Origin of the sequence: Devosia sp. 1566 (assembly GCF_004005995.1) — a bacterium.
In the GTDB taxonomy this organism is placed as follows: Bacteria; Pseudomonadota; Alphaproteobacteria; order Rhizobiales; family Devosiaceae; genus Devosia.
Window position 1 is genome coordinate 2,652,583 of record NZ_CP034767.1, and the last position, 20,699, is coordinate 2,673,281.

A 20,699-nucleotide genomic window follows, 5' to 3' on the forward strand; every position below is an offset into this window, starting at 1 on the left:
CCCGCTCATGTGCTGATCGCCATGGCCGTAGCCATTATCGTTATACTCGCCGCTCTGCTGGCGCCCTGGATGTCGCCCAGCGACCCGACCGATACCGCAAGCTATAATCTGATGGACTCTGAAATTCCGCCGCTGTTCACCGGCCAGGGCGACCCGCGCTTCGTTCTGGGAACGGACAATCAGGGCCGCGATCTGCTGTCGGCCATTCTGTACGGCGCCCGCACCTCGATAGCGATTGGCATAGGAGCGGTTGTACTGTCGGCCTCTGTCGGGGTCACTCTGGGGCTGATAGCCGGGTTCGTCGGTGGCCGCGTTGATGCCGCCATCATGCGCGTCGCCGATGTCTTCCTGAGTTTGCCCACGATTTTGCTGGCGTTGTTGGTTGCCGGTATCGCGCGGGCGATTATTCCAGCATCCCAAAGCGATACCTGGGCGCCGCTCGTGTTGATCGTCGCCATCGGCATTAACGAATGGGTGCAGTATGCGCGCACCGTGCGCGCAGCAACGATGGTCGAGTCGTCGCGCGATTATGTGCGGGCGGTCAAGGTTATCGGCCTGCCGACGCGGACGATCCTGTTTCGTCATATCCTGCCCAATGTCATCGGGCCGATCCTCGTGATCTCCACGATCAACCTGGCTGCGGCCGTCCTGACGGAAGCGACTTTGTCATTCCTGGGCGTCGGCATGCCGCCCTCCTACCCATCGCTTGGGACACTGATCCGGATCGGCAATGAGTTTGTCTTCTCGGGCATCTGGTGGATCACGGTGTTTCCGGCATTGACCCTGGTCAGTCTGGTTCTCGCAACCAACGTCGTCGGCGATTGGCTGCGTGACTTGTTCAATCCCAAACTGGGAGGCCGCTCATGACCGCGCCGGCGCTAGCGATCGAAGGGCTCACGGTTCAATACCCCGCGCTGGACCAACCGCACTTTATCGCGGTCAAGAATCTGTCGCTGACCATCGCTCCGGGAGAAATCCATGCCCTCGTCGGCGAGTCGGGCGCCGGCAAGTCCACGGTCGGCAATGCTGTGATGGGTTTGATCGATGCGCCAGGCGAGATTGCCGCTGGCACGATCTGGGTGGCGGGCAAACAGATAGACGCTAAGACCGGCCGCGCCGAGGGCATTCAGCGGGGCCGCGATATCGGGGCGATCTTTCAAGATCCGATGACAAGCCTCAACCCGCTTTTCACGATCGAAAGCCAGTTAACCGAAACGATGCGCTTTCATCTGGGCCTGAGCCAGAACGCGGCTCGCGATAGAGCGCTCGAATTGATGCGCGCCGTCGAGATTCCCGATCCTGAACGACGTCTGCGCCATTATCCCCACCAGCTATCGGGTGGACAGCGCCAGCGCATCGTCATCGCGGCGGCCTTGTCCTGCAATCCCAGTTTGCTGGTCGCCGATGAGCCGACGACCGCTCTCGATGTTTCGGTGCAGGCAACGATTCTCAAGTTGATCCGCAACCTAGCAACCGTGCGCCAGTTGGGCGTGCTGCTAGTCACGCACAACATGGGCGTCGTCGCTCAAATCGCGGACCGGGTGACGATCATGTATCGCGGCGAGGTTGTGGAAACCGGTCCGGTGCCCGATGTCCTTTCCGCACCCAAGGCCGAATACGCGCGCGCCTTGATCAGCGCTGTGCCCAGGCTCGACCGGCGCCTCGAGCGGTTTCATGTTACCAATGAGCAATCCGACATCGAGCGGACCGCGCAGGCCAAAATCACGCGCGTCCGAGCCGCTACGACGACGGCGACCAGGCGCAAGGACCTCATCGAGGTCAATCATCTATCCGTTCACTTCCGCGGCGGCGGCTGGCGACGAACCCCGGCCTTCAAGGCCGTCGACGATGTCAGTTTTACCGTTCGCCGCGGCGAAATATTCGGCATTGTCGGCGAGTCAGGCAGCGGGAAGTCCACTCTAGCCAACGTATTGTCCGGCCTGTTGCAGCAGACTGACGGCACTGTTGCCTATAATGGCGACGCCATCCTGCAACTGCGCAGCACCGCCGTGCGCCGGGCGATCCAGATGATCTTTCAGGACCCCTACTCCTCGCTCAATTCACGCATGCGCGTCAGTTCAGCCATTAGCGAGCCGATCCTTTTCCACAAACTGGCTCCGGGACAACGTGAAGCCAATGCCGATGCCGAAACACTGATCGAAGCCGTGGGGCTTCCGGTAAAGATGGGCGAGCGGTTCCCTCACGCTTTTTCCGGCGGTCAGCGTCAACGCATCTCGATCGCCCGGGCCCTGGCCAGCCAACCCCAACTGCTGGTGTGCGACGAGCCCACCTCGGCGCTCGACGTATCAGTGCAGGCACGCGTCTTGAACCTGCTCAAGGACCTGCGCGAAACCGCAGATCTCACCATTTTGTTCATCAGCCACGATCTGTCGGTGGTGCGCCAGATGTGTGATCGGGTCGCCGTCATGCAAGCGGGTAAGATTGTCGAGCTTGCCGATAGCGAAACCCTGTTCACCGATCCCCAGCATGCCTACACCCGCCAGCTTTTGTCGCTGATCCCATCTCTCGACATTTTGACGCCTGCCCAGTTTGAAACTGCCGGAGTATAATTTCATGGCCGATCTTATTATCACCAACGCCGTCATCGTCACCGTCGATCCAGATCGACGGGTCATCAGCGATGGCGCCATTGCGATCAAAGGGGACCGGATCATCGATATAGGCACTGCTGATGAAATCGCCGCGCGCCATACGGCGGGCGAGATTATCGATGGCGCCGGCATGGCCGTCATTCCCGGTCTCATCGACGTGCATGCCCATGCAGGCCACGGCTTGATCAAAACCATGGCCAGCGGCAATTCTGCCGAATGGTACAATGCCTGCTTGCAGGCCTACACCGTTGGGTCAACGCCCGAATTCTGGCGTGCTGAAGCTCAACTGGCGGCGCTCGAGCGCGTGCGGTTTGGGGTGACGACCGGCGTATCGCTGCTCGGGGGTGGAGATTCAATCATGCGGACCGACGAAGCGGCTTACGGAGACGCCCACTGCGACGGGGTCCTCGAGGTCGGGACGCGCTCTGTGGTTGCCGTGGGTACCACGCGCCCACCCCATCCGCTCACCTATGGGCGCTGGTCCGACATGGAGCAGGAACAGTTTCCAATCGAGTTCGACCAGCAGTTGCAAACATCCACGGCGCTGATCGACCGTTGGCATGGCACGCATGGCCGTCGCATCAATATAGCGCTTCTGACCCCGACGCTGCGGGCGGAGCATGTCGATACGCTGGGTGCCGAAAATATCGAACGCGCGCGTGAACAGGCGAAAATCGTGCGCCAACTCAGCCGTGACCGTGGGCTCGTCTTCACCCAGGATGGCCACAAGCGCGGCAGCGTTGCCTATGCACATGAACTCGGGCTCCTGGGCCCAGACGCGTTGCTGTCGCACTCGACGGGGCTGACGGAAGAAGAGATCCGCATCTGTGCGGACACGGATACGCGCATTGCCCATAACCCGAGCGCCATTGCGTCGGTTTATGATCGCTGTCCAGCGACTGAATTGATGGAAGCAGGCGTCATCGTGGCTCTGGGTTCGGATGCCACAGCCCCGGATCGGTCAGGCGACATGTTCCGTCACATGCAGCAGGCGATGCATTATCATCGCACGTTCCACAAGGATCCCAGCTGGCTGCCGCCCGGGAAGACTTTGGAAATGTGCACCATCGACGGCGCGACGGCGCTCGGCATGGCCGACGATCTCGGTTCCATCGAAGTGGGGAAGAAAGCAGATCTGACTTTAGTCGATCTACGCCGACCCCACCTCTATCCGGCCAATATGCCCGTGTCGCGGATCGTCTGCTTTGCCAACGGCAATGACGTGCACACGGTCATTGTCGACGGCAAGATCCTAATGCGAGATCGCAAGGTGACCACCGTCGATGAAGACAAGGTGCTGGATGCAGCTCAACGCGAAACCGATCTGATGCTGAAGCGCACCGGGTTAGAGCATCTCCTCGATACGCCCGATACTTTTTGGAGGTCGTTGCGCATGAACGCCGACGCCTGAACGAGCCGAAAGCTCGAAATTCTATCCGTTAACCAGCAGTAGGCCATGGGCGAACGGGGCACATTAATCCGCTCGCGCCACTCCTCTAAGTTGTAGTGTACGAGTTCGCTCGCACCACTCTTTCACGCGTTCCACCCCCGAAGGCGCATCTTGGCATCCATACTGGTTATCAATCCGAACAGCTCCTCGTCTGTGACGCGCTCGATGGAAAACGGCCTCGGTCTTGTGACGAGCTGCACGGATCATTCCATTGACTGCGTCGAACTCCACAAGTCGCCGCCTGGCATCGAGACCGATGAGCATGTGGACATGGTCGTGCCCAACATTCTCGAAAGGGTTGCCCGGAGCGACGCAGACGCCTACGTGCTGAGCTGCTTTTCAGATCCGGGCATCGCCGCAGTTCGAGCGGCTACTAGCAAGCCCGTGATTGGCATCGCCGAAGCCGCCTATCTTGCCGCTCTCGGTCTCGGCCAGCGCTTTGGCATCGTCTCGCTCGGCCCGTCGTCCATAGGCAGGCACCTGCGCTATTTGCAGCATCTACAACTCGATGGGCGCCTGGCCGGCGACCGCTCCATCGATATGACCATTCCCCAACTCATGGCCAGCGATGTTGTCGACATTGTCGTGCGCACCGGCATCAAGTTGCGCGACCAAGACGGCGCTCAAGTCGTGATCCTCGGGTGCGCGGGGTTGGGCAACTACCGCGCCAGCCTGGAAGATGCGCTGGGCCTTCCGGTTGTCGATCCGGTGCAGGCTGGCGTCGCGCTCGCCGTCACGACCCTCGATCTTCAATATCGCACAAAGGCCCGCTGACATGGACGAGGTGATCCAAGGCACAATTGTTACTCCGACTGGTCCGATCGAGCACGGCTGGCTGGCCATTGCCGGCGGCAAGATCGCCGCGATCGGCGAGGGCAAGGCTCCAGTGGCAGACCGCGTGCATGATGCGGGCACCGCTCTGGTTATCCCCGGGGTCATTGACGGCCAGACCCATGCCGGCAGCTATGGTGGGCTGCCCGGTATCGCCTCGACCACCCGCTCGGCCGTAGCAGGTGGCGTCACCACCATCGTCGACATGCCCTATGACAATCCGACCCCGCTCAACACCATGGAGCGGCTGGAGCAGAAAAAAGCGGCGATTGCCGAGCATGCGCACGCCAACGTGGCGCTCTATGGCACGGTGATGCCCGGCCAGGACATGGCTCAGGTTCTGCCGCTGATCGAAGGGGGTGTCGTCGCCTTCAAGATTTCAGGCTTCGAGTCGAGCCCGACGCGCTTTCCCCGCATTGCCGCCGATCAATTGCTCGATCTGTTCGAAGCCCTCGCGTCCACCAATGTGCCACTCGGGATTCACAACGAAGACCAGGAAATCGTCCATGCCCGCATCGCTAAGGCGCGGGCAGCGGGCGAAAACGGCATCGAAGCGCATTCATCGAGCCGTCCTTTGGCTGCGGAGCAGGCGTCCACAGCGCATTTTCTCGAACTGGGCGCCCTAAGCAACGCCCATGCGCATATCGTGCATCTCACTTCCTCGCGCGGCTTTCAACTTGTGGAGAACTATCGTCGAGATGGATTCCGTTCTACGGGCGAGCTCTGTGTCCACTACCTCTGGTTCGACCCATCGATCGACAGCGCTCTCGGTGCCCGCATGAAGGTCAATCCACCCATCCGTCCGGGCCAGATAGAGGCGCTTTGGGACGATGTGGTTGCTGGCCGTGTCGCCTTTGTCAGTTCCGATCATTCCAGCTGGCCGATCGACAACAAGTTCACGCCCTCGATCTTCGACGCTGGTGCCGGCGTGCCTGGTCTTGAAACCCTTCTGCACGCCTTTTACACCGGCGCCGCCACTCGCCAGCTCGATGCCCTGCGGCTGACCGTCGAGCAACTGGCCGAGCGACCGGCAAAATTCTTTGGCCTCTGGCCGCAAAAGGGCGTTCTGCAACCCGGTTCCGATGCCGATATTGCCATCCTCGCCCTTGAGCCGCAGGTATGGGATGAAACCATAGCCCATGACGCGCTCAACTGGAGCCCCTTCCATGGCCGGCAATTCGATTGCCGCGTCGCCCGCACCTATGTGGGCGGCAGGCTGGCTTGGGATGGTTCTGCCATTGTCAACACACCCGGCGACGGCAAATACGCGCCTCGTCTGGCTTCCCATTGGTTCCAATAACAGGCTTATCCAATGCCTCTGATTAACACCGACACCAACGGCGTATTCGTTATTGCCGTCACGCCGTTCACCGAGACCATGGCGATCGACCATGCAAGCATCGATAGCGTCACCGATTTTTACTTCGAAAAGGGCGCCGGCGGGCTGACCATTCTGGGCATCATGGGCGAAGCTCCCAAGCTGACCCAGAGCGAGGCGCTCGATGTGACGCGCCGCACCCTGGCCCGCGCTGCAGGCAAGCCCATCATCGTCGGCGTCTCGGCGCCCGGTTTGGCGGCCATTGAGGAATTGACCAAGGCCGTCATGGATTTGGGCGCTTCCGGTGTCATGGTCGCTCCGCCCGGATCGCTCAAGACCGACGATCAGATCTTTGGCTATTACCAGAACGTGGTTGCCGCCATCGGCACCGACGTGCCGCTCGTGCTGCAGGATTTCCCACTGGTCACTGGCATTCACGTCAGCTCGTCCCTGTTGGGCCGCATCGTCGAGGACATGCCCTCCATCGTCATGCTCAAGCACGAGGACTGGCCCGGCCTTGCCAAGATTTCCGATATCCGCAATGCCGAGGCCAAGGGACGCCGGCGCCTGTCGATCCTGTGCGGGAATGGCGGCGTGTTCCTGCCCGAAGAAATGGAGCGCGGCGCTGATGGCGCGATGACCGGATTCGCCTACCCCGAGATGATGGTCGACGTGGTTCGTCTGGTCCGCAACGGCGAGATGGAACGCGCACAGGACATTTTCGACGCCTATTTACCGCTGGTACGCTACGAACAGCAGCCGGGCCTCGGTCTTGCAGTTCGCAAGCATACTCTGGCCCAGCGCGGCGCTATCGCCAGCGCCACGCAACGACGCCCAGGCGCAGTGCTCGCACCCAAGGCCGTAGCTGAAGTCGAACGCCTCGCCCTGCGCCAGGCGCGCAAACTGAAGGAACTTGCCTGATGGATTTTGGTCTTAACGGAAAACGCGCACTGGTTTTGGGTGGCAGTCGCGGCCTTGGCGCTGCCAGCGCTGCAGCGCTTGCCGCCGAAGGCGTCACCGTCCTGGTGGCAGCGCGCTCTGGCGACTATGCGGTGGATCTCGCCGACGTCAGCTCAGTGCAGCAGCTGATCGAGCGGGTCAAGGTCGAAGGTGGCGTCGACATCCTCGTCAACAACAGCGGCGGTCCCAAGGCTGGCCCCGCCCAGGGCCAAGCCAGCCAGGATTGGCTCGCGGCCTTCCAGTCGATGGCCACTTCGCTCTACGCCATTACCGATGCCCTGCTGCCGCAGATGATCGAGCGGCAGTGGGGCCGCGTCATCACCGTGGGCTCGTCGGGCGTTGTTGCTCCCATCGCGGGGCTGGCACTGTCCAACGCCGTGCGTGGAGCAATCGCCGGCTGGTCCAAGACCCTGGCAAGCGAGGTCGCCAAGCACGGCGTCACCGTCAACATGGTGCTGCCCGGCCGCATCGATACCGATCGCTTGCGTGAACTCGACGAGGGCAAAGCCAGCCGCACCGGCGCAAGCCTAAGCGCCGTGCAGCAAGCCTCGCGCAACGAAATCCCCGTTGGCCGGTATGGCGAAGCCAGTGAGTTTGGGGCCGTGGTTGCGTTCCTCGCCAGCCAGCAGGCCAGCTACATCACCGGCAGCATGCTCCGCGTCGATGGCGGCATGATCAAGGGCCTCTAAGGTTGGACTACGAATTCGACGCCATCCCCGATCTTCCCAGCGGCCGCAGCAAACGACGCTAAGCCCCGGACGTGCTACCGATGTAGGTTGGGGCATGGATTGCTCAGCAGCTGTTAGTAGTGTCCAGTCGCAACGAGATATCCAAGGCTGCTAGGACGCAGCGACGATTCTTTCGTCCTCACGCGAACCATGGGCTTGAGGTGCCGGTGGCTATCTCTTGATGACAGCCGCTCGGTCCGCCCGCTGCCCCGCGGCAGAATGGCAGCTTTCAGGGAACCGTAGAGGCTACCGAAACGTCTGGGATGGGGCGCGTTCCTGCCGGACTGCTTGCGACCCCATTCTGCCGTTCACGCTCTTCGTTCCGCGGCCTGAAAGCCGACGTCAGTGCCTTGCCGAGAAGTAGCGCGTTGCTGCAGCTCAGCCGCGATCCAGCCACCAGTCATTTTGCTGATCGTCCGAGATGACGGCGGTACGCCATGGTCTGGACCGACGGACGATACCTCTTCAGCTCCGACATGAGGGCCTATAGGCTCTTTTATCGCCAGGTAGACCGATGAAGGGGTGGGCGCCGTGCGTCGCCCAGCGCCCTAGAAACAAGCGGTGGGAGTAGCGCTTCATTGTGGTCGACCTTTGTGGTTCCGCCAGTCGTATATCTGGGTGAATGGAATTAGGCCGTTCGCTTTGCTTTGTTCCAGAGCTAGCAGCGTACGGTCTTCCCGCCCCGTTATCGACATCTGGACCCGGAGCGGACCTGCAGCGCTTATAATACTGCCAAAGCCCAGCGTCCGTTCCTCAACGCTGCGCCAGTCGGATTGGGCCACTGCTATCAGGAGTGTACCACAAACAGTCCCACCAGCACGGCTGCCCAGTGCGTCGCGGCCGCGGCCACGACGTGGCCGTGCCAGATGGCTTTGGCGAACTGCAGGCGCTTGTTGGCGTAAAAGAGAACACCGGCTGAATAGAAAGCGCCGCCAAGTGCCAGGAGCCACAGCACCACCGCGGAGGTTATCTCCGCAAGGGGGACCGCTGCGATGGCGCCGATCCAGGCCAGGCCCAGGTAGATGGGCACCCAGACCTTCTGGCTGATCGGCGGCAGGAAGATCTTGCCGGCAATTCCCACGCCGGCCAGCACCCACAGGGTCGTGGTCAGCGACCAGGCCCAGGCTCCGGACAGCAAATACGCGGTGAACGGCGTATAAGTGGCTGCGATCATCAGGAAGATGCCGACATGGTCGAGCCGGCGCAGCACGGGCTTCCATTCAGCCGGCGCGAAGTTGTACGCTGTGGAGAACCCGAACATGCATACCGCGCTAAGCGAATAGATCGCGATGACCGCAAGCCTGCCAGGGGCTGGATCCTGGATGCCCATGCAAAGCAGGATGGCGCCGCCAAGGAGGGCGAGGCCGAGACCCAGCAAATGTACAAACAGATCCGCGGAGCGCGCCTGAACGCTGGGATAATGCGGGCGGGCTTCCGGACGGCCTCGGTTTGTGTTTTCCATTTGCCGTATATAGGAGGCGGGGCACGCGGGTGCTACAGAATGCGTAACAAAACGATCGCACCTTTTAACCAACTGACCGACGCTCAGTCTGCCAGGCGGGCGGGATCGATTCTTAGGGTGACGATGAGACCATCTTCCTCCCATGCATAGTGGATGGACCCGCGTAGCGCATTGGTGATGCTGCGCTCGACGAGTTTGGTGCCGTACCCTTTTGGGACGCTGGTCGGTACCACCTCGGGACCTCCTCGCTCCGTCCAGACCACCGTTACCGCTTCGTCTCTGGCCGAGCAGGAAACATCGATCATACCGGTCGATGATGAGAGCGCGCCGTACTTGAGGGAGTTCGTTGCCAGTTCGTGCACGATCAATGCGAGTGTGGTCGTTGCACTTTCGCCCACGATCATGCGAGGCACCGAGACTCGGATGCGCCCACTGAAGGCCCCTAGGTCGTCGTAGGGCGCGAGCAGCACGGAAAGCAGATCGCCGAGCAAAGCTGCCGCGGCGTCGGTCTGACCGGGCAATGGACGAACAAGATCATGGGCTCGGTCCAGGGCTGTCAGTCGCTGCGTCAGCTCACGCGCCATGTCGGTGACGGTGGACGTGGATCGGGAGGTGATCGCAGTCAGACCGGTGGCAATGGCCAGCAGGTTCTTGACGCGATGACTCATTTCGCCGGCAAGGAGTTCTCGTCCTTCTTCGGCCTGTTTGCGGCCCGTCACATCCAGAAAAACACCGAACATGAGGCGCTCGACGATACCCTCATCGTCCCCCTTGCCACGGGCCGAGATCCAGCGAAGCTCCTCACCAACCATGATGCGGAAATCGATCTCATAGGGGCCGAGTATTGCCCGTGTAGCGGTGAAGGCAGCTCGGACCCGATCCCGGTCAGCAGGGTGGATATGGGCGGATAGATCCTCGAACGTGACCTGGGCGCCCCGCCCCAAACCCCATAGATCGTAGGCCTGATCGTCCATGGTGAGCGCGTCGCTATCAACGTTCCACGACCAGAGGGCAATTCCAGCAGCGTCTACAGCGCGTGCGAGATTCTTAGCATTCCGCAGGAGCGAACTCGACTTCTCGACGGCTTCACTCATATTGCTTCTGACACCTTCAGGGCCCAACTCAGTTCGCGCGTTCTAAGGGATAGGCAGCATCATCGTAAAGAGCTCGAATCGGAGCGCCCCCGAAACGCTGCTCATTGACCTCGAGACGCGATCCAGCCCGTGCGCCTGAAATGGAAGCGTGGCGTATGCCCAACCGGGTGGCGTATGCCCAACTGGAATGTCAAAAGCGCGAAGGTGCCGGGTGCCTCGAGCAGTGGAGGGCACGATAGGGTCAAATTGGCCCGACGGGGAACTAAACCAGGTTTGAATTGGTCGCAGAAACCTTGCCGTCGCGCCGGCGTCCGGCTCATAGTGACCCAGGGAACGAACTACCTCCAGCGCGGATTGGTTCTGTTTCAGATGAGGTCAGCCATGCCCAATTCTCCGAAGGACACAGAGAAGAAGAAACCCGATCCCGCCCTCGCCGACGTCGAGCCTGGTAGCGATGCCGATGCGACCCCGGTTGAGGAGCCAGCCAAGCCGCCTCCCAATCCAAACAAGAAACCCTCGGATCCGTAGCTAGGGCTGGCGCCTGGCCACGTGCACCCGAGCACCGCGTTCGCGTACGCTGTTGAGAATGTCCTGTTCTTCGCTACTTCGCAGCGGTTTCACGATAGAACGCCTCATGGATACGAAGAAATTCACCTCGTCAAAGCTGGTTTTGCTACAGGCTTTCCGTCTAGACGAGGCGGGCAAGATGGTGCCGGCGTTCGCGCCACGTAAGATGCGGGATGAATCAGCAGCGTACAACGCCGCCGAGCAGCTGGTGCGATCCTATCTGGCGGTGATTGCGTGGACACAACCGACACACGCTGCCGGTGGTGAGGTGGCGGAGCGAACCATCGTATTCCGCCACGGCGACCTGCCAGAAGTGAACTAATTGAGCCCTAACCCCCACAGCTGGTGGCTGACTTAGATTTTGTGACGAGGGAGAAATAGGCCCTTGAGCCGGAAGTACCGAGTTGTGGATTGTGCCCCGGCTGAGGGTGCCGCCACGGAGTTCATCCAGAGTGTGGGCTCACCTGAGGAAGCAGCTCGGCTGTCCCTTGGCCTGGATCTGCGCCGGAACGGCGTCCCGGCGCAAAACGTTCATCGGAACTTTAGCGGGGGTTCGTGTTGGATGAACACCCTGCGGCAAGTGAAGCTCCCGCTTCACAGTAGCCGTGGCCGCACCAGAGGCGCTCAGGCGGCAGGTGGTTACCATGTACGCCGCACCCTGCGGTAAGCAGACTGATCCGACGTGCAATTGGTCACTTGCTGATGGTAAGCCGCCAGTCCGCAGGCCACCGCGTAGCAGCCAAGCCAGGTTCAACAAACAGATTGTCCGGAGCAGCGCTGCGCAAGTCAGCAACAGCTTGAGGCAGGCGAGAGAAAAGCCCACAGGCGGTCAGATTTGTTATGTCGCAACTAGCTGTCCAGCGTCGATCGGACTTTAGCCAGCATCGCCTGCACTGTGTATGGCTTGGAAAGCAGGACCACTCCCGGATCAAGCCGACCGTGGTGAACAATGGCGTTTCGGGTGTATCCGGTGGTGAAAAGAACCCTGATACCTGGGACAGCTTCGCGCGCTGCGTTGGCCAAGTGGCGACCGTTCATCCCATTGGGCAACACAACGTCGGTGAAAAGCAGACCGGTTGTGGGGTGAGCGCGAAGGCGTTCAAGCGCTTCATGTCCGTCACCCGCTTCGATCACGTGGTACCCGTGGTCTCTCAACGCTTCGACGCAAAACGCCCTTAGGGCCGGCTCGTCCTCGCAGACCAGGATGGACTCATGTCCACCCAGATTGATAGCCGTATCCATCACTGGACGAGCATCTTCCGATACTTGAGCGCGCGGGAGGTAGAGCTTGACCGTCGTGCCGTTGCCTAACTCGCTGTAAATGCGGATGTGCCCGCCTGACTGGCGCGCGAAGCCATAGACCTGGCTGAGTCCCAAGCCCGTTCCCTTGCCCACTTCCTTGGTCGTGAAGAACGGCTCGAAGACCCTGGACAGTGTGTCCTTGTCCATTCCCGTACCGGTGTCGGAGACCGCGACTAAAACGTACTGGCCTGGCGGGATCGGCTCATCAAACGGTGCTAGGTAGCTCTCATCGAGATAGATGTTGCTGGTCTCAATAGTCAGCCTCCCACCAGAAGGCATAGCATCGCGAGCGTTCACCGCCAGGTTGACAAGGGCGTTGGAGAGCTCCGACACATCAACCAGTGCCGGCCACAAACCAGCATATTCAACCGACTCCAATGCGATTGTTTCACCGAGGGTTCGCTGGAGCAGGTCTGACGTCTCTCGAATGAGCTGTGTGATGTTGAGAGGCTTTGGGTCCAGGGGCTGCCGCCGCGAGAATGCGAGGAGGCGTGCTGTAAGCGATGCCGCTCGTTGCGCTCCGAGCATCGCCATCTTTTGTGCGCGTTCGATCCTTCTACGTGGTTCGTCTTCGGCGAGCTGCAAAGCATACCGTCCGACGGTATCCAGCCCGCCCATGATGACCGTCAAAAGATTGTTGAAGTCGTGCGCCACGCCCCCGGTGAGCTGGCCAATGGCTTCCATCTTCTGCGCCTGCCGAAGCTTTTCTTCCGCTTCGATCCTTTGGGCGAGTGCTTCTGCTACTCGATGCTCGAGATCGCGATTGAGATCTGCAAGAGCAGCGTTGGCTCGCTCCAGATCGCCTCTGGCCTGGAGCAGTTCACGCTCATATCGACGCCTATCAGTAGCATTGAACAGCGAAATTCGCAGGGATTGGACATTGCCGTCAACGTCTCGACTTTCCCTGGCGTTCACCAGCACAGGCATGATGCCCCCGCTTGGTATGGCCAGATCAAGCGCCACCTCGTTGAAGTACCCTTGCATGCGCAGCAACGGCGCAAAGTGCGTTTCGTAATAGATCTTGCCTGCGATATTGAGCAGGTCCTGGAAGCGTCTGCCGATTAGCTCATCGGCAGGCGTGCCAATCCATTCTGCCAACGTCGTATTGACCCGCTCGATACGGCCGCCCTCTCCAGCCACGATATATCCGCACGGAGCATGGTCGAAGAAGTCGATATATTCGGCAAGCTGACGCTCATCCGGATAGTGCAGGATTTCAGACAAAGGCGCGGATCGCCTTTATGGTCTCTGCAGGAGCACTCAGATTTGGACAGTGACCCGTTGCCTTGAGAACCACCAGTTGGCTGTTCGGGATTTTGGCGTGCACGTACTCTCCCACTTCCTGCGGCGCAATCACGTCTTCGCTGCACTGGAGTATCAGCGTACGAGTGGTCAGGCCGTCGAGATCAGCGCGGTTGTCGGAAGTAAATGTGGTACGGGCGAAGTGCTTGGCGATTTCTGGATCTGTACGGCAGAAGCTGTTGGTCAACTCTTCACCAAGTTCGGGCCTTTCGGAGTTCCCCATAATGGTGGGTGCCATCGCTTGGGACCAGCCCATGTGGTTGGAATCGAGAAATGCTAGGAGTTCTTCGATTTGTTCGGCTGCAAAGCCACCAACGTATCCATCGTCGTTAATGTATCGCGGGGACGGCCCCACCATCACCAGATTAGCAAACAGCTCAGGCCGCTGCTTGGCCGCGAGTGCGCCGATCATGCTGCTTACGGAGTGACCAACGAAAGTTACGTCTTCAAGGTCAAGTTCGTCGCAGATGTCCAGAACGTCCTGAGCATACCCGCTGAGGTGAGCGTACTTGTCGCGGGAATAGGCCGAGAGATCGGAACCACCGGCACCCACATGATCGAATAGGACGATTCTAAAATCGTTTTCGAACTCGGGAGCCACGAACCGCCACATGTTCTGATCACAGCCGAAGCCATGTGCGAACATGATGGGCCGCTTACCTGACCCTCTAACCGACACGTTGTTTCGAGTGAGTGCGGACACGTGCAACCTCCAGCACCTCTACTGATGCATCGTCCTGATAACAGGTAGGAGCTCCGTCGTCACCTGAGTGCTTCATGCACTTCTTTTGCTCCCAAGCAATCATCCGAACTGACCGAGGCGGGCTAAAGTAAACGGGGGAAGATCCGGTTGGGACGGCTCCAAAGCTCGCAATGCTGCGCTGACACGAAGCTGATGCTGGTTCGACACCTTAATATGCAAGCCGATGTGACTCAGGGCCGATCAAGACTGCACCGCAAGGGCTCCAATGGCAGAACCTCAGCGGTATGAAGCTTCAATGTTGCCATGCAACGGGCGCACCGAACGTCCGCTAACCCGAGCTATACGTCCTAAAGCCGCCGGTCTGAAACCCACCCCCGACGCCGCCGGTATCCTGGCGCCCAGAACCGTCAGTCTGGTGCCGAGCCCATCTCGGTCGTTCGACGGCCTGACATTATTCGTTGGAAGCGGACGTTCCCTCCCAGCAATTCAGCTGGTGAGTAGGCTAGTGCAACGCACGATCAGCTACTCAGGCGGTCAGTGCGTCAATCGCTGGTATGGGACTTTGACTCGTCAAAATGCTGGTTTCTGCCGGTGACGACGCATAACATCGACGGAGCGCTCCCAGACAGCATACATGTCTCCGGGTCTGAACAGAGTACCATCAAACGGGCCTGTTTTCTCTCGCAGGGGCCATAAGCCGGGCAAGGTCGGCGGGCAGTTCCACTAAAGAAAGCCACGTGTGCTCAAAGAGCAACGGGGCTTTCTCTACGACAGGGCGCAACTATCTTTCACTTGCGACCAGAACGATTGCAATCAGGGTGCGAGGTATTCGTTGACCGTCTCCCACGCCACCGTCTGCAGGAACTCCGCAACGTCTGGCTCGAAACCAGCGGTGTAAGTCACGCCAACTGGATTCTTCTTAAAAATTGCTGCGTAGGTAGTGAGGGCTGCTAGATAGGTTCCTTCCATTGTTGGGTGGCGGTTGTCAGCAGTGTACAGCGTTATGTCGGGTCGCTCTGCAACCGACCTGGCAAATGCCAACCCCGCCGGGATGACTAGCGCGTTATTTTCGTTCCCTATGCGGGTGTAGGCTTCGGCAAGTTGTTCTGTCATCTCCGGCTTGTCTAGATAGGCCCATGACATGAAAAATACGGGTTCAGCGTCGTTTTCTCGAACCGTTTCGGAGTGTTTTTTCGCGTACTCGTAGAATATGTCCTTTAGCTGCGGATGAACCGCACACTGGCTACAATCCATCATGACCGCCAAGTCGAACAGACGGCCCGGTTCGTTGAAAGTCACGACGTTGTCGCCACCGATTGTGTACCGGCCGATCGCATCAGGACGGAAGTAAGACTCGACGTCATGCCAGTCGAATCCGGAGCCACTGATTGTAACAAGTGACGATCGCAAATTATAATCAGGATCTGCGGATGCCATGATCCGCGAGATCATCCCGCTTACTCCATTGTTGAAGTAGAAAAAGCTGTTGCCGATATAAATTATCGACTCTGGACGCTCTACGCTCGAGCTTTGAACTGTCGGTTTGGTCTGAGCCGCACTCGGAAAAATGCCAATTGACAGGACAACTAGGGACGACAGGCCCGCCGCGACTAATTTCAGCATCCTATTCATAAGGTGAATTCTCTTCCCGTTAGGTTGAATATATTTTGCATCGGGTCGGCCCCCAAATCTGAATGACGATCAGGCAGAGGTTCCTCCTCCCAGTGGGGGCTTACATAGGAAGTGTCAGCGTTGAGTATTTGCTTCATTCGTCAAGTGGCCGTCGGCCAGCCCAAAGCCGCTCCCTAACGTAAATGGTGTACGAACTGGTTAGTTAAGTCAATGAGGGTTCCGGTCAGTCCTTGTGATGTCCAATCGAGCGGTATCGGTGGGCCGGACCAGAGGCTGGAAGACCTCTCTCTGGTGCAGTGCTTCGGGTGGACCTCCGATTTCACCAAGAAGCACAAGAGCAGATTGACATAAACTAACTAGTTCGTACATTCGAGTGCGGTCAGATCCTCTGCATCGCTCACCAGCGTCGCTAAGAGCTCAATGAACTATGAAGAGCAAAGAAACGGCCCGCTGGATTTCCTGAGGAGACGAAATTGAAATCGATGTCGACCCTATCAGTCTTTGCGGCTGCCTCGCTGGCCTTCATGGCTTCAGGTGCGGTGTTCGCGCAAGATGAGGGCAACGTTGCAGACCATTTCCGCGACGCTTATGCAGCGGCAGGAACTGACCACTACAACCTTTTCAACATGATCTGTCCCCGGATCGAAAACTCGAGCGCGGGCAAGATTGCAACGCCTGAAAATGCACGTTCGGAGTCTATCGAGCGCGCCATTCCGATGCAGGTTTTTGACAACCTCTATTACGTTGGCGAATATTCTTTTTGGGAAAGCTCAGCATCGGCCTGGGTGGTGGATACGGGCGAAGGGCTTGTCCTTATCGATGCGCTCTATCCGGACTCGGGGCACTTGATTGAAAGCGGCCTAGAGACGCTTGGCCTCGATCCCAAGGACATCAAATACATCGTCATCGGCCATGGTCACGCCGACCATTACGGCGCTGCGCGCGAGTTGCAGGACAAGTACGGCGCTGAGGTTTTGATGGCGGAGCCCGAGTGGGAGTTTATGAGTAACGGTCGCGGGGAGCCTGACACCAAGCCCGTCAAGGACCAGGTCATTGAAGACGGCCAAGAACTGACCTTGGGCAACACGACGTTCCGCTTCTACATCACCCCTGGTCATACACCGGGCACGGTGTCGACCATTTTCAACGTCCAGGGTGACGATGGCGAACACGTTGTTGCTCAGTGGGGCGGTACGGGCTTTGGCTTCGGCGGTGCTGAAGGGGATGAAAAGATCGAATGGTTCCGCACCTACGCAGCGTCCGCAGAACGTTTTGAATCTCTCGTGCGGGATCAAGGCGCGGACGTGATGATTGCCAACCACCCGGGCCTCGACAACACTTACGAAAAGCATGCCTTAAGCGAGACGAGCTCATCCAACCCATGGGTGATCGGCGTAGAGAAGGTGGCCAATTACATTCAGACCGCGCAGTCTTGTGCACTTGCCGGCGTTGCTGCCTATAAGTAGTCGACAACCTTAGATCGCGGCTTCCGCAATGTTGCCGCGATCCATGTTCGCCAATGGAAGTTCTGAACCTCGCACGACGTGAGCTACATCCGGCGCGGGACATGATGCGGTCATCCAAGGTCGGCAGATTCCTGCGCGACCGCATTCCTGGGCCGCAATGTCGAATTTTCCCAGACGTCTTCTTAAAGCCGACTGACAGCATACCACCCCAAAGGGGCGGTCCGGAGCCGAGCCGGAATGCCGCTCTCATCGCCGCAGGCGCTTGGCTGCGGCACCGTCGTCGCAAATGTGCAAGCGAACCTCCACCAGCTTGCTTCCAGCAAACAGAAACTGCTCGGCCAAATGGATTGTCCCGGCAGAACCGACCAGACCTGCGCGAATGGTGGCGAACACGATATCCCCATCACCGTACACTCCAAGCAGCTCAAAGCGATCGAAGTCATAGAACGCCCGCACCGCGGGATAGAACTTCTGAAACTCACCTAATCCCCGATATGTCCCCCCGAAGGGCAGGGACGCTGGTTCATGCATGATCAGGTCATCGTCGAAACGATCGGGGTAGTCCTCGAGGCGCCTCTTTGAACTGATCATTTCCTGGATGAACGCCTTGTTCTCGTCGGTTAAGCTCATATGGCAGCACTCCCGATTTCCGCCATCTCTGGCCGCTGTGTCGGCAAACTGAGTGATGCGGCGGGCACAAACAAGTACGCACAAGTTTGGCTGCGAGTACCATTCTTGAAAGTAATGCGATGCGCTGGAAGCGGTCTGAGCAGAGAACGGGATGCCCGATAGAGGCAACCCTTTCCGTTGTGGGCGGGGTGTGGAAGCCACTGATTTTCTATGCACTGCTGAGCGGACGACGTCGCTTTGGCGCACTTCACCATCTAGTCCCCGGATCGACACCGAGGATGCTGACGCTGCAGCTGCGAGAGTTGGAGCAGGACGGAGTCGTCGTCAGGACCGTCTTCGCCGAAGTTCCTTCCAGGGTCGAATACGAACTAAGCCCGCTGGGCCATTCCCTGGAGCCCGTCCTCGCCGGGCTGCATGAATGGGGGATCCTGTATCGTCGGCAACTGCAACCCCCGGAGGAGTAGCATCCATTTGCCAGGACCTGGCCGCCCGTTGTGCGGCTGGTCGGCTTATTGGGCTCGTGTGGGCACAGCAATGAGCTGTACCAGCGCCGCCGACAGTGACAGGAAAGTGCGTCTGAGCATTATGCCCTCCTCTTGCCTGATGAACGACTATCCGTGTCGTGAGCTGACCATGCGCGCCATGACGCCGGCGAAGCGAGGGTCAGCGTCCGCCCGGTCCATGCACGGGGGCGAACAGCAAGCCGGCCATGAATGTGAGATGGTTGATGAAAAACCCCACCTGCATCGGGTTCCCCTGCCAAGAGGGGCCCGTAGAATGCAAAGCCGAGGAACAGAACATAAAGGCCTGCCAACGCCGCCGCCTCCCGGAAAAAGGCACCTGTCAAGAAACCGAGGACAAGACCAAGCTGACGAGCAGGGCTTTTCCAAGCAGGGACAAAAATGGAGTGCAGAGCAGAGACTTCCGCCTGTGCCAGCGCACGTCTCACAAGGCCCGAGTATGCCGGGCCTTCTCATAGAGCGGCAGCTTCTGAAACGTGGCCCCCGGAATCTGCCAGTCCGCTACCCACCCGAGGCTGTGTGAAAACTCCTGATGATGCTATGATCTGGCACTGCTTCGGGGGCGCCGGATGGGACGTTTCGTTGAAGCTGTAGACCGTGACCAGGCGAGCTTTTTGCCGGCCTGCCTTGAGGATTATGTGGATCCAGACAATCCGGTTCGCATCATCGATGCTTTCGTCGATGAACTCGATCTTGCCGAACTCGGCTTCGCCCGCGTGCAGCCGGCGTCGACCGGCAGGCCCGGCTACGCACCGGGCACGATGCTCAAGCTCTATGTCTATGGCTATCTGCACCAGCTGACCTCGAGCCGGAAACTCGAGCGCGAGGCTGGCCGCAATATCGAGGTGATGTGGTTGACCGGCAAGCTGGCGCCGGACTTCAAGACCATAGCCGACTTCCGCCATGACAATGCCGGCACGATCCAGATCGCGTGTCAGCGCTTTGTTGCCATCTGCCGTGCTCTTGGTCTGATGGGTGGCAGCATGGTGGCCATTGACGGGTCACGCCTGCGGGCGGTGAACACCCACGAGAAGAACTACACCAAGGGCAAGCTGGCGCGCCGGAAGGGCCATGTCGAGGAGAGCATCGCACGCTATCTCGCCGAGCTTGAGCAAGCCGACAGTGTAGAAACTGGCCCGGCGACGCCACGCGTCGACCATCTGACCGAACGATTGGCCTCGCTGCGCGGGCGACTTGGGGAACTCGAGGAGATTGGCCGGCAACTGCAAGCCGCTCCCGATGAGCAGATCTCGCTTACCGATCCGGACGCGCGGGCCATGGCGACCGGCAGCGACCATCGTGGCGTCGTTGGCTACAACGTCCAGGCGGCAGTCGATACCAAACACCATATCGTCGTCGCCAATGTGGGGGTAGCCGCATGACCCGCGCCCACCCCCTTCACCGGATCGGCCTCGCCATTTTGGTGGCCGAACTGGCGCACGTGGTCCGAATGGACCGCGACGCAAATGTCCGGCGCCTCGCGACCTACCGTCTTCGCCTGCTGTACCCCGCTGTCAGGATGACGGACGAGAAGCTCGAGACCCACTTCGATAAGATCAACCGCGAGCTGCCGTCGCCGGATTTCCGTCTCGCGCATGCGCAGTGCGTCGACATCCTCCAGCACGCGCTGGAAAGCTATCCCGGGCCAGAGCTCGACGACGATGTTGCGGCATAGGGTTCAAGCCGGTAATGCTCCAGGGAATGATTTCCCGGGAGCGGACGGATGGCAGAACCCAAAGGCTTCGGCGGCATGAAGCCGCAACCTGTAGACGACGGCGGGCCGTCCCCGGAGAAGGAACGCTTCAGGGACGCCGTCTTCTACATATTCCCGGATAGCCAATCGTCGAGGCTGGCCCGGGCCTGCGGCGGTGTCGCCCAGCGCACGGCGCAGAAATGGATCTCGTGGTCGGTGGTGCCGCCCGACGACGTGCTGGAATATGTCTACTCCCAGGAAGAACGCCTGCGGCTGAACCAGTTCCCGCAGGCCTTCGAGCGGCTGATCGAGGAGCACGGCAAGGGCCTCGACGGCGAAGTGATCGCGGCGCAGGTATCGCGCTTCTACGAGCAGATGATGGCGTACAAGATCAGGTAATGGTTGGTTAAGGATCACGAGGGCCATCC

Annotated in this window: 18 protein-coding genes and 1 pseudogene; 13 read left to right on the forward strand and 6 right to left on the reverse strand. The window is 59.6% G+C overall.

Annotated elements, in window-relative coordinates; translation table 11 throughout:
* Positions 1 to 9 precede the first annotated feature (9 nt).
* The 7 genes from ELX51_RS12770 to ELX51_RS12800 all read left to right on the forward strand — a co-directional run bounded on the left by ELX51_RS12770 (position 10) and on the right by ELX51_RS12800 (position 7,860).
* Positions 10 to 867, forward strand: coding sequence for an ABC transporter permease (locus tag ELX51_RS12770; protein ID WP_248305111.1), 858 nt, complete (start codon positions 10 to 12; stop codon positions 865 to 867).
* Positions 864 to 2,570 carry an ABC transporter ATP-binding protein gene (locus ELX51_RS12775; RefSeq protein ID WP_127753885.1) on the forward strand — a complete coding sequence of 569 codons (1,707 nt, stop codon included), beginning with the start codon at positions 864 to 866 and terminating at the stop codon, positions 2,568 to 2,570. The genes ELX51_RS12770 and ELX51_RS12775 overlap by 4 nt, the downstream gene beginning before the upstream one ends.
* 4 nt (positions 2,571 to 2,574) lie before the next feature.
* Positions 2,575 to 4,023 (forward strand): amidohydrolase family protein, encoded by a 1,449-nt coding sequence (locus ELX51_RS12780; RefSeq protein WP_127753886.1) that lies wholly within the window; start codon positions 2,575 to 2,577, stop codon positions 4,021 to 4,023.
* A 150-nt stretch (positions 4,024 to 4,173) separates the two neighbouring features.
* Positions 4,174 to 4,836 carry an aspartate/glutamate racemase family protein gene (locus ELX51_RS12785; RefSeq protein ID WP_127753887.1) on the forward strand — a complete coding sequence of 221 codons (663 nt, stop codon included), beginning with the start codon at positions 4,174 to 4,176 and terminating at the stop codon, positions 4,834 to 4,836.
* Between the two features lies 1 nt (position 4,837).
* Positions 4,838 to 6,193, forward strand: a complete 1,356-nt coding sequence (locus ELX51_RS12790) for an amidohydrolase family protein (RefSeq protein ID WP_127753888.1) — start codon at positions 4,838 to 4,840, stop codon at positions 6,191 to 6,193.
* 12 nt (positions 6,194 to 6,205) lie between these two features.
* Positions 6,206 to 7,132 carry a dihydrodipicolinate synthase family protein gene (locus tag ELX51_RS12795; RefSeq protein ID WP_127753889.1) on the forward strand — a complete coding sequence of 309 codons (927 nt, stop codon included), beginning with the start codon at positions 6,206 to 6,208 and terminating at the stop codon, positions 7,130 to 7,132.
* On the forward strand, positions 7,132 to 7,860 hold the full coding sequence (locus tag ELX51_RS12800) for an SDR family oxidoreductase (protein WP_127753890.1): 729 nt from the start codon (positions 7,132 to 7,134) through the stop codon (positions 7,858 to 7,860). The genes ELX51_RS12795 and ELX51_RS12800 overlap by 1 nt, the downstream gene beginning before the upstream one ends.
* An 826-nt stretch (positions 7,861 to 8,686) precedes the next feature.
* On the opposite strand, the gene ELX51_RS12805 is transcribed toward ELX51_RS12800, so the two are convergent.
* Both ELX51_RS12805 and ELX51_RS12810 read right to left on the reverse strand, forming a co-directional pair.
* Positions 8,687 to 9,361, reverse strand: a complete 675-nt coding sequence (locus ELX51_RS12805; RefSeq protein ID WP_127753891.1) for a hemolysin III family protein — start codon at positions 9,359 to 9,361, stop codon at positions 8,687 to 8,689.
* Between the two features lie 83 nt (positions 9,362 to 9,444).
* Positions 9,445 to 10,455 (reverse strand): sensor histidine kinase, encoded by a 1,011-nt coding sequence (locus ELX51_RS12810; protein WP_127753892.1) that lies wholly within the window; start codon positions 10,453 to 10,455, stop codon positions 9,445 to 9,447.
* A gap of 634 nt (positions 10,456 to 11,089) precedes the next feature.
* Here ELX51_RS12810 and ELX51_RS12815 point away from each other — a divergent pair.
* Entirely contained in the window at positions 11,090 to 11,344 is a 255-nt protein-coding gene (locus tag ELX51_RS12815) for a hypothetical protein (protein ID WP_127753893.1), read from the forward strand.
* 527 nt (positions 11,345 to 11,871) lie between these two features.
* On the opposite strand, the gene ELX51_RS12820 is transcribed toward ELX51_RS12815, so the two are convergent.
* The 3 genes from ELX51_RS12820 to ELX51_RS12830 form a co-directional block, all read right to left on the reverse strand.
* Positions 11,872 to 13,548, reverse strand: a complete 1,677-nt coding sequence (locus ELX51_RS12820; RefSeq protein WP_248305113.1) for a PAS domain-containing hybrid sensor histidine kinase/response regulator — start codon at positions 13,546 to 13,548, stop codon at positions 11,872 to 11,874.
* A complete protein-coding gene (locus ELX51_RS12825; RefSeq protein ID WP_127753894.1) occupies positions 13,541 to 14,329 on the reverse strand; it encodes an alpha/beta hydrolase in 789 nt (262 codons plus the stop codon). Before ELX51_RS12825 ends, ELX51_RS12820 begins: the two co-directional genes overlap by 8 nt.
* An 813-nt stretch (positions 14,330 to 15,142) precedes the next feature.
* Positions 15,143 to 15,781, reverse strand: coding sequence for a hypothetical protein (locus ELX51_RS12830; RefSeq protein ID WP_248305114.1), 639 nt, complete (start codon positions 15,779 to 15,781; stop codon positions 15,143 to 15,145).
* A 662-nt stretch (positions 15,782 to 16,443) separates the two neighbouring features.
* Between ELX51_RS12830 and ELX51_RS12835 the strand changes: the two genes are divergently transcribed.
* Positions 16,444 to 17,427 carry an MBL fold metallo-hydrolase gene (locus ELX51_RS12835; protein ID WP_248305345.1) on the forward strand — a complete coding sequence of 328 codons (984 nt, stop codon included), beginning with the start codon at positions 16,444 to 16,446 and terminating at the stop codon, positions 17,425 to 17,427.
* Between the two features lie 246 nt (positions 17,428 to 17,673).
* Here ELX51_RS12835 and ELX51_RS12840 read toward each other — a convergent pair whose 3' ends face one another.
* Entirely contained in the window at positions 17,674 to 18,057 is a 384-nt protein-coding gene (locus ELX51_RS12840; protein ID WP_127753896.1) for a nuclear transport factor 2 family protein, read from the reverse strand.
* 119 nt (positions 18,058 to 18,176) lie between these two features.
* Here ELX51_RS12840 and ELX51_RS12845 point away from each other — a divergent pair, with 119 nt between their 5' ends.
* The 4 genes and pseudogenes from ELX51_RS12845 (at position 18,177) to ELX51_RS12860 (ending at position 20,670) form a co-directional block, all read left to right on the forward strand.
* A complete protein-coding gene (locus tag ELX51_RS12845; protein WP_127755232.1) occupies positions 18,177 to 18,521 on the forward strand; it encodes a helix-turn-helix domain-containing protein in 345 nt (114 codons plus the stop codon).
* 626 nt (positions 18,522 to 19,147) lie between these two features.
* Positions 19,148 to 19,939: pseudogene (locus tag ELX51_RS12850) on the forward strand (transposase); the annotation flags it as partial.
* A gap of 17 nt (positions 19,940 to 19,956) precedes the next feature.
* Entirely contained in the window at positions 19,957 to 20,253 is a 297-nt protein-coding gene (locus ELX51_RS12855) for a hypothetical protein (protein WP_127753898.1), read from the forward strand.
* A 48-nt stretch (positions 20,254 to 20,301) separates the two neighbouring features.
* Positions 20,302 to 20,670, forward strand: a complete 369-nt coding sequence (locus ELX51_RS12860) for a hypothetical protein (protein ID WP_127753899.1) — start codon at positions 20,302 to 20,304, stop codon at positions 20,668 to 20,670.
* Positions 20,671 to 20,699 lie beyond the last annotated feature (29 nt).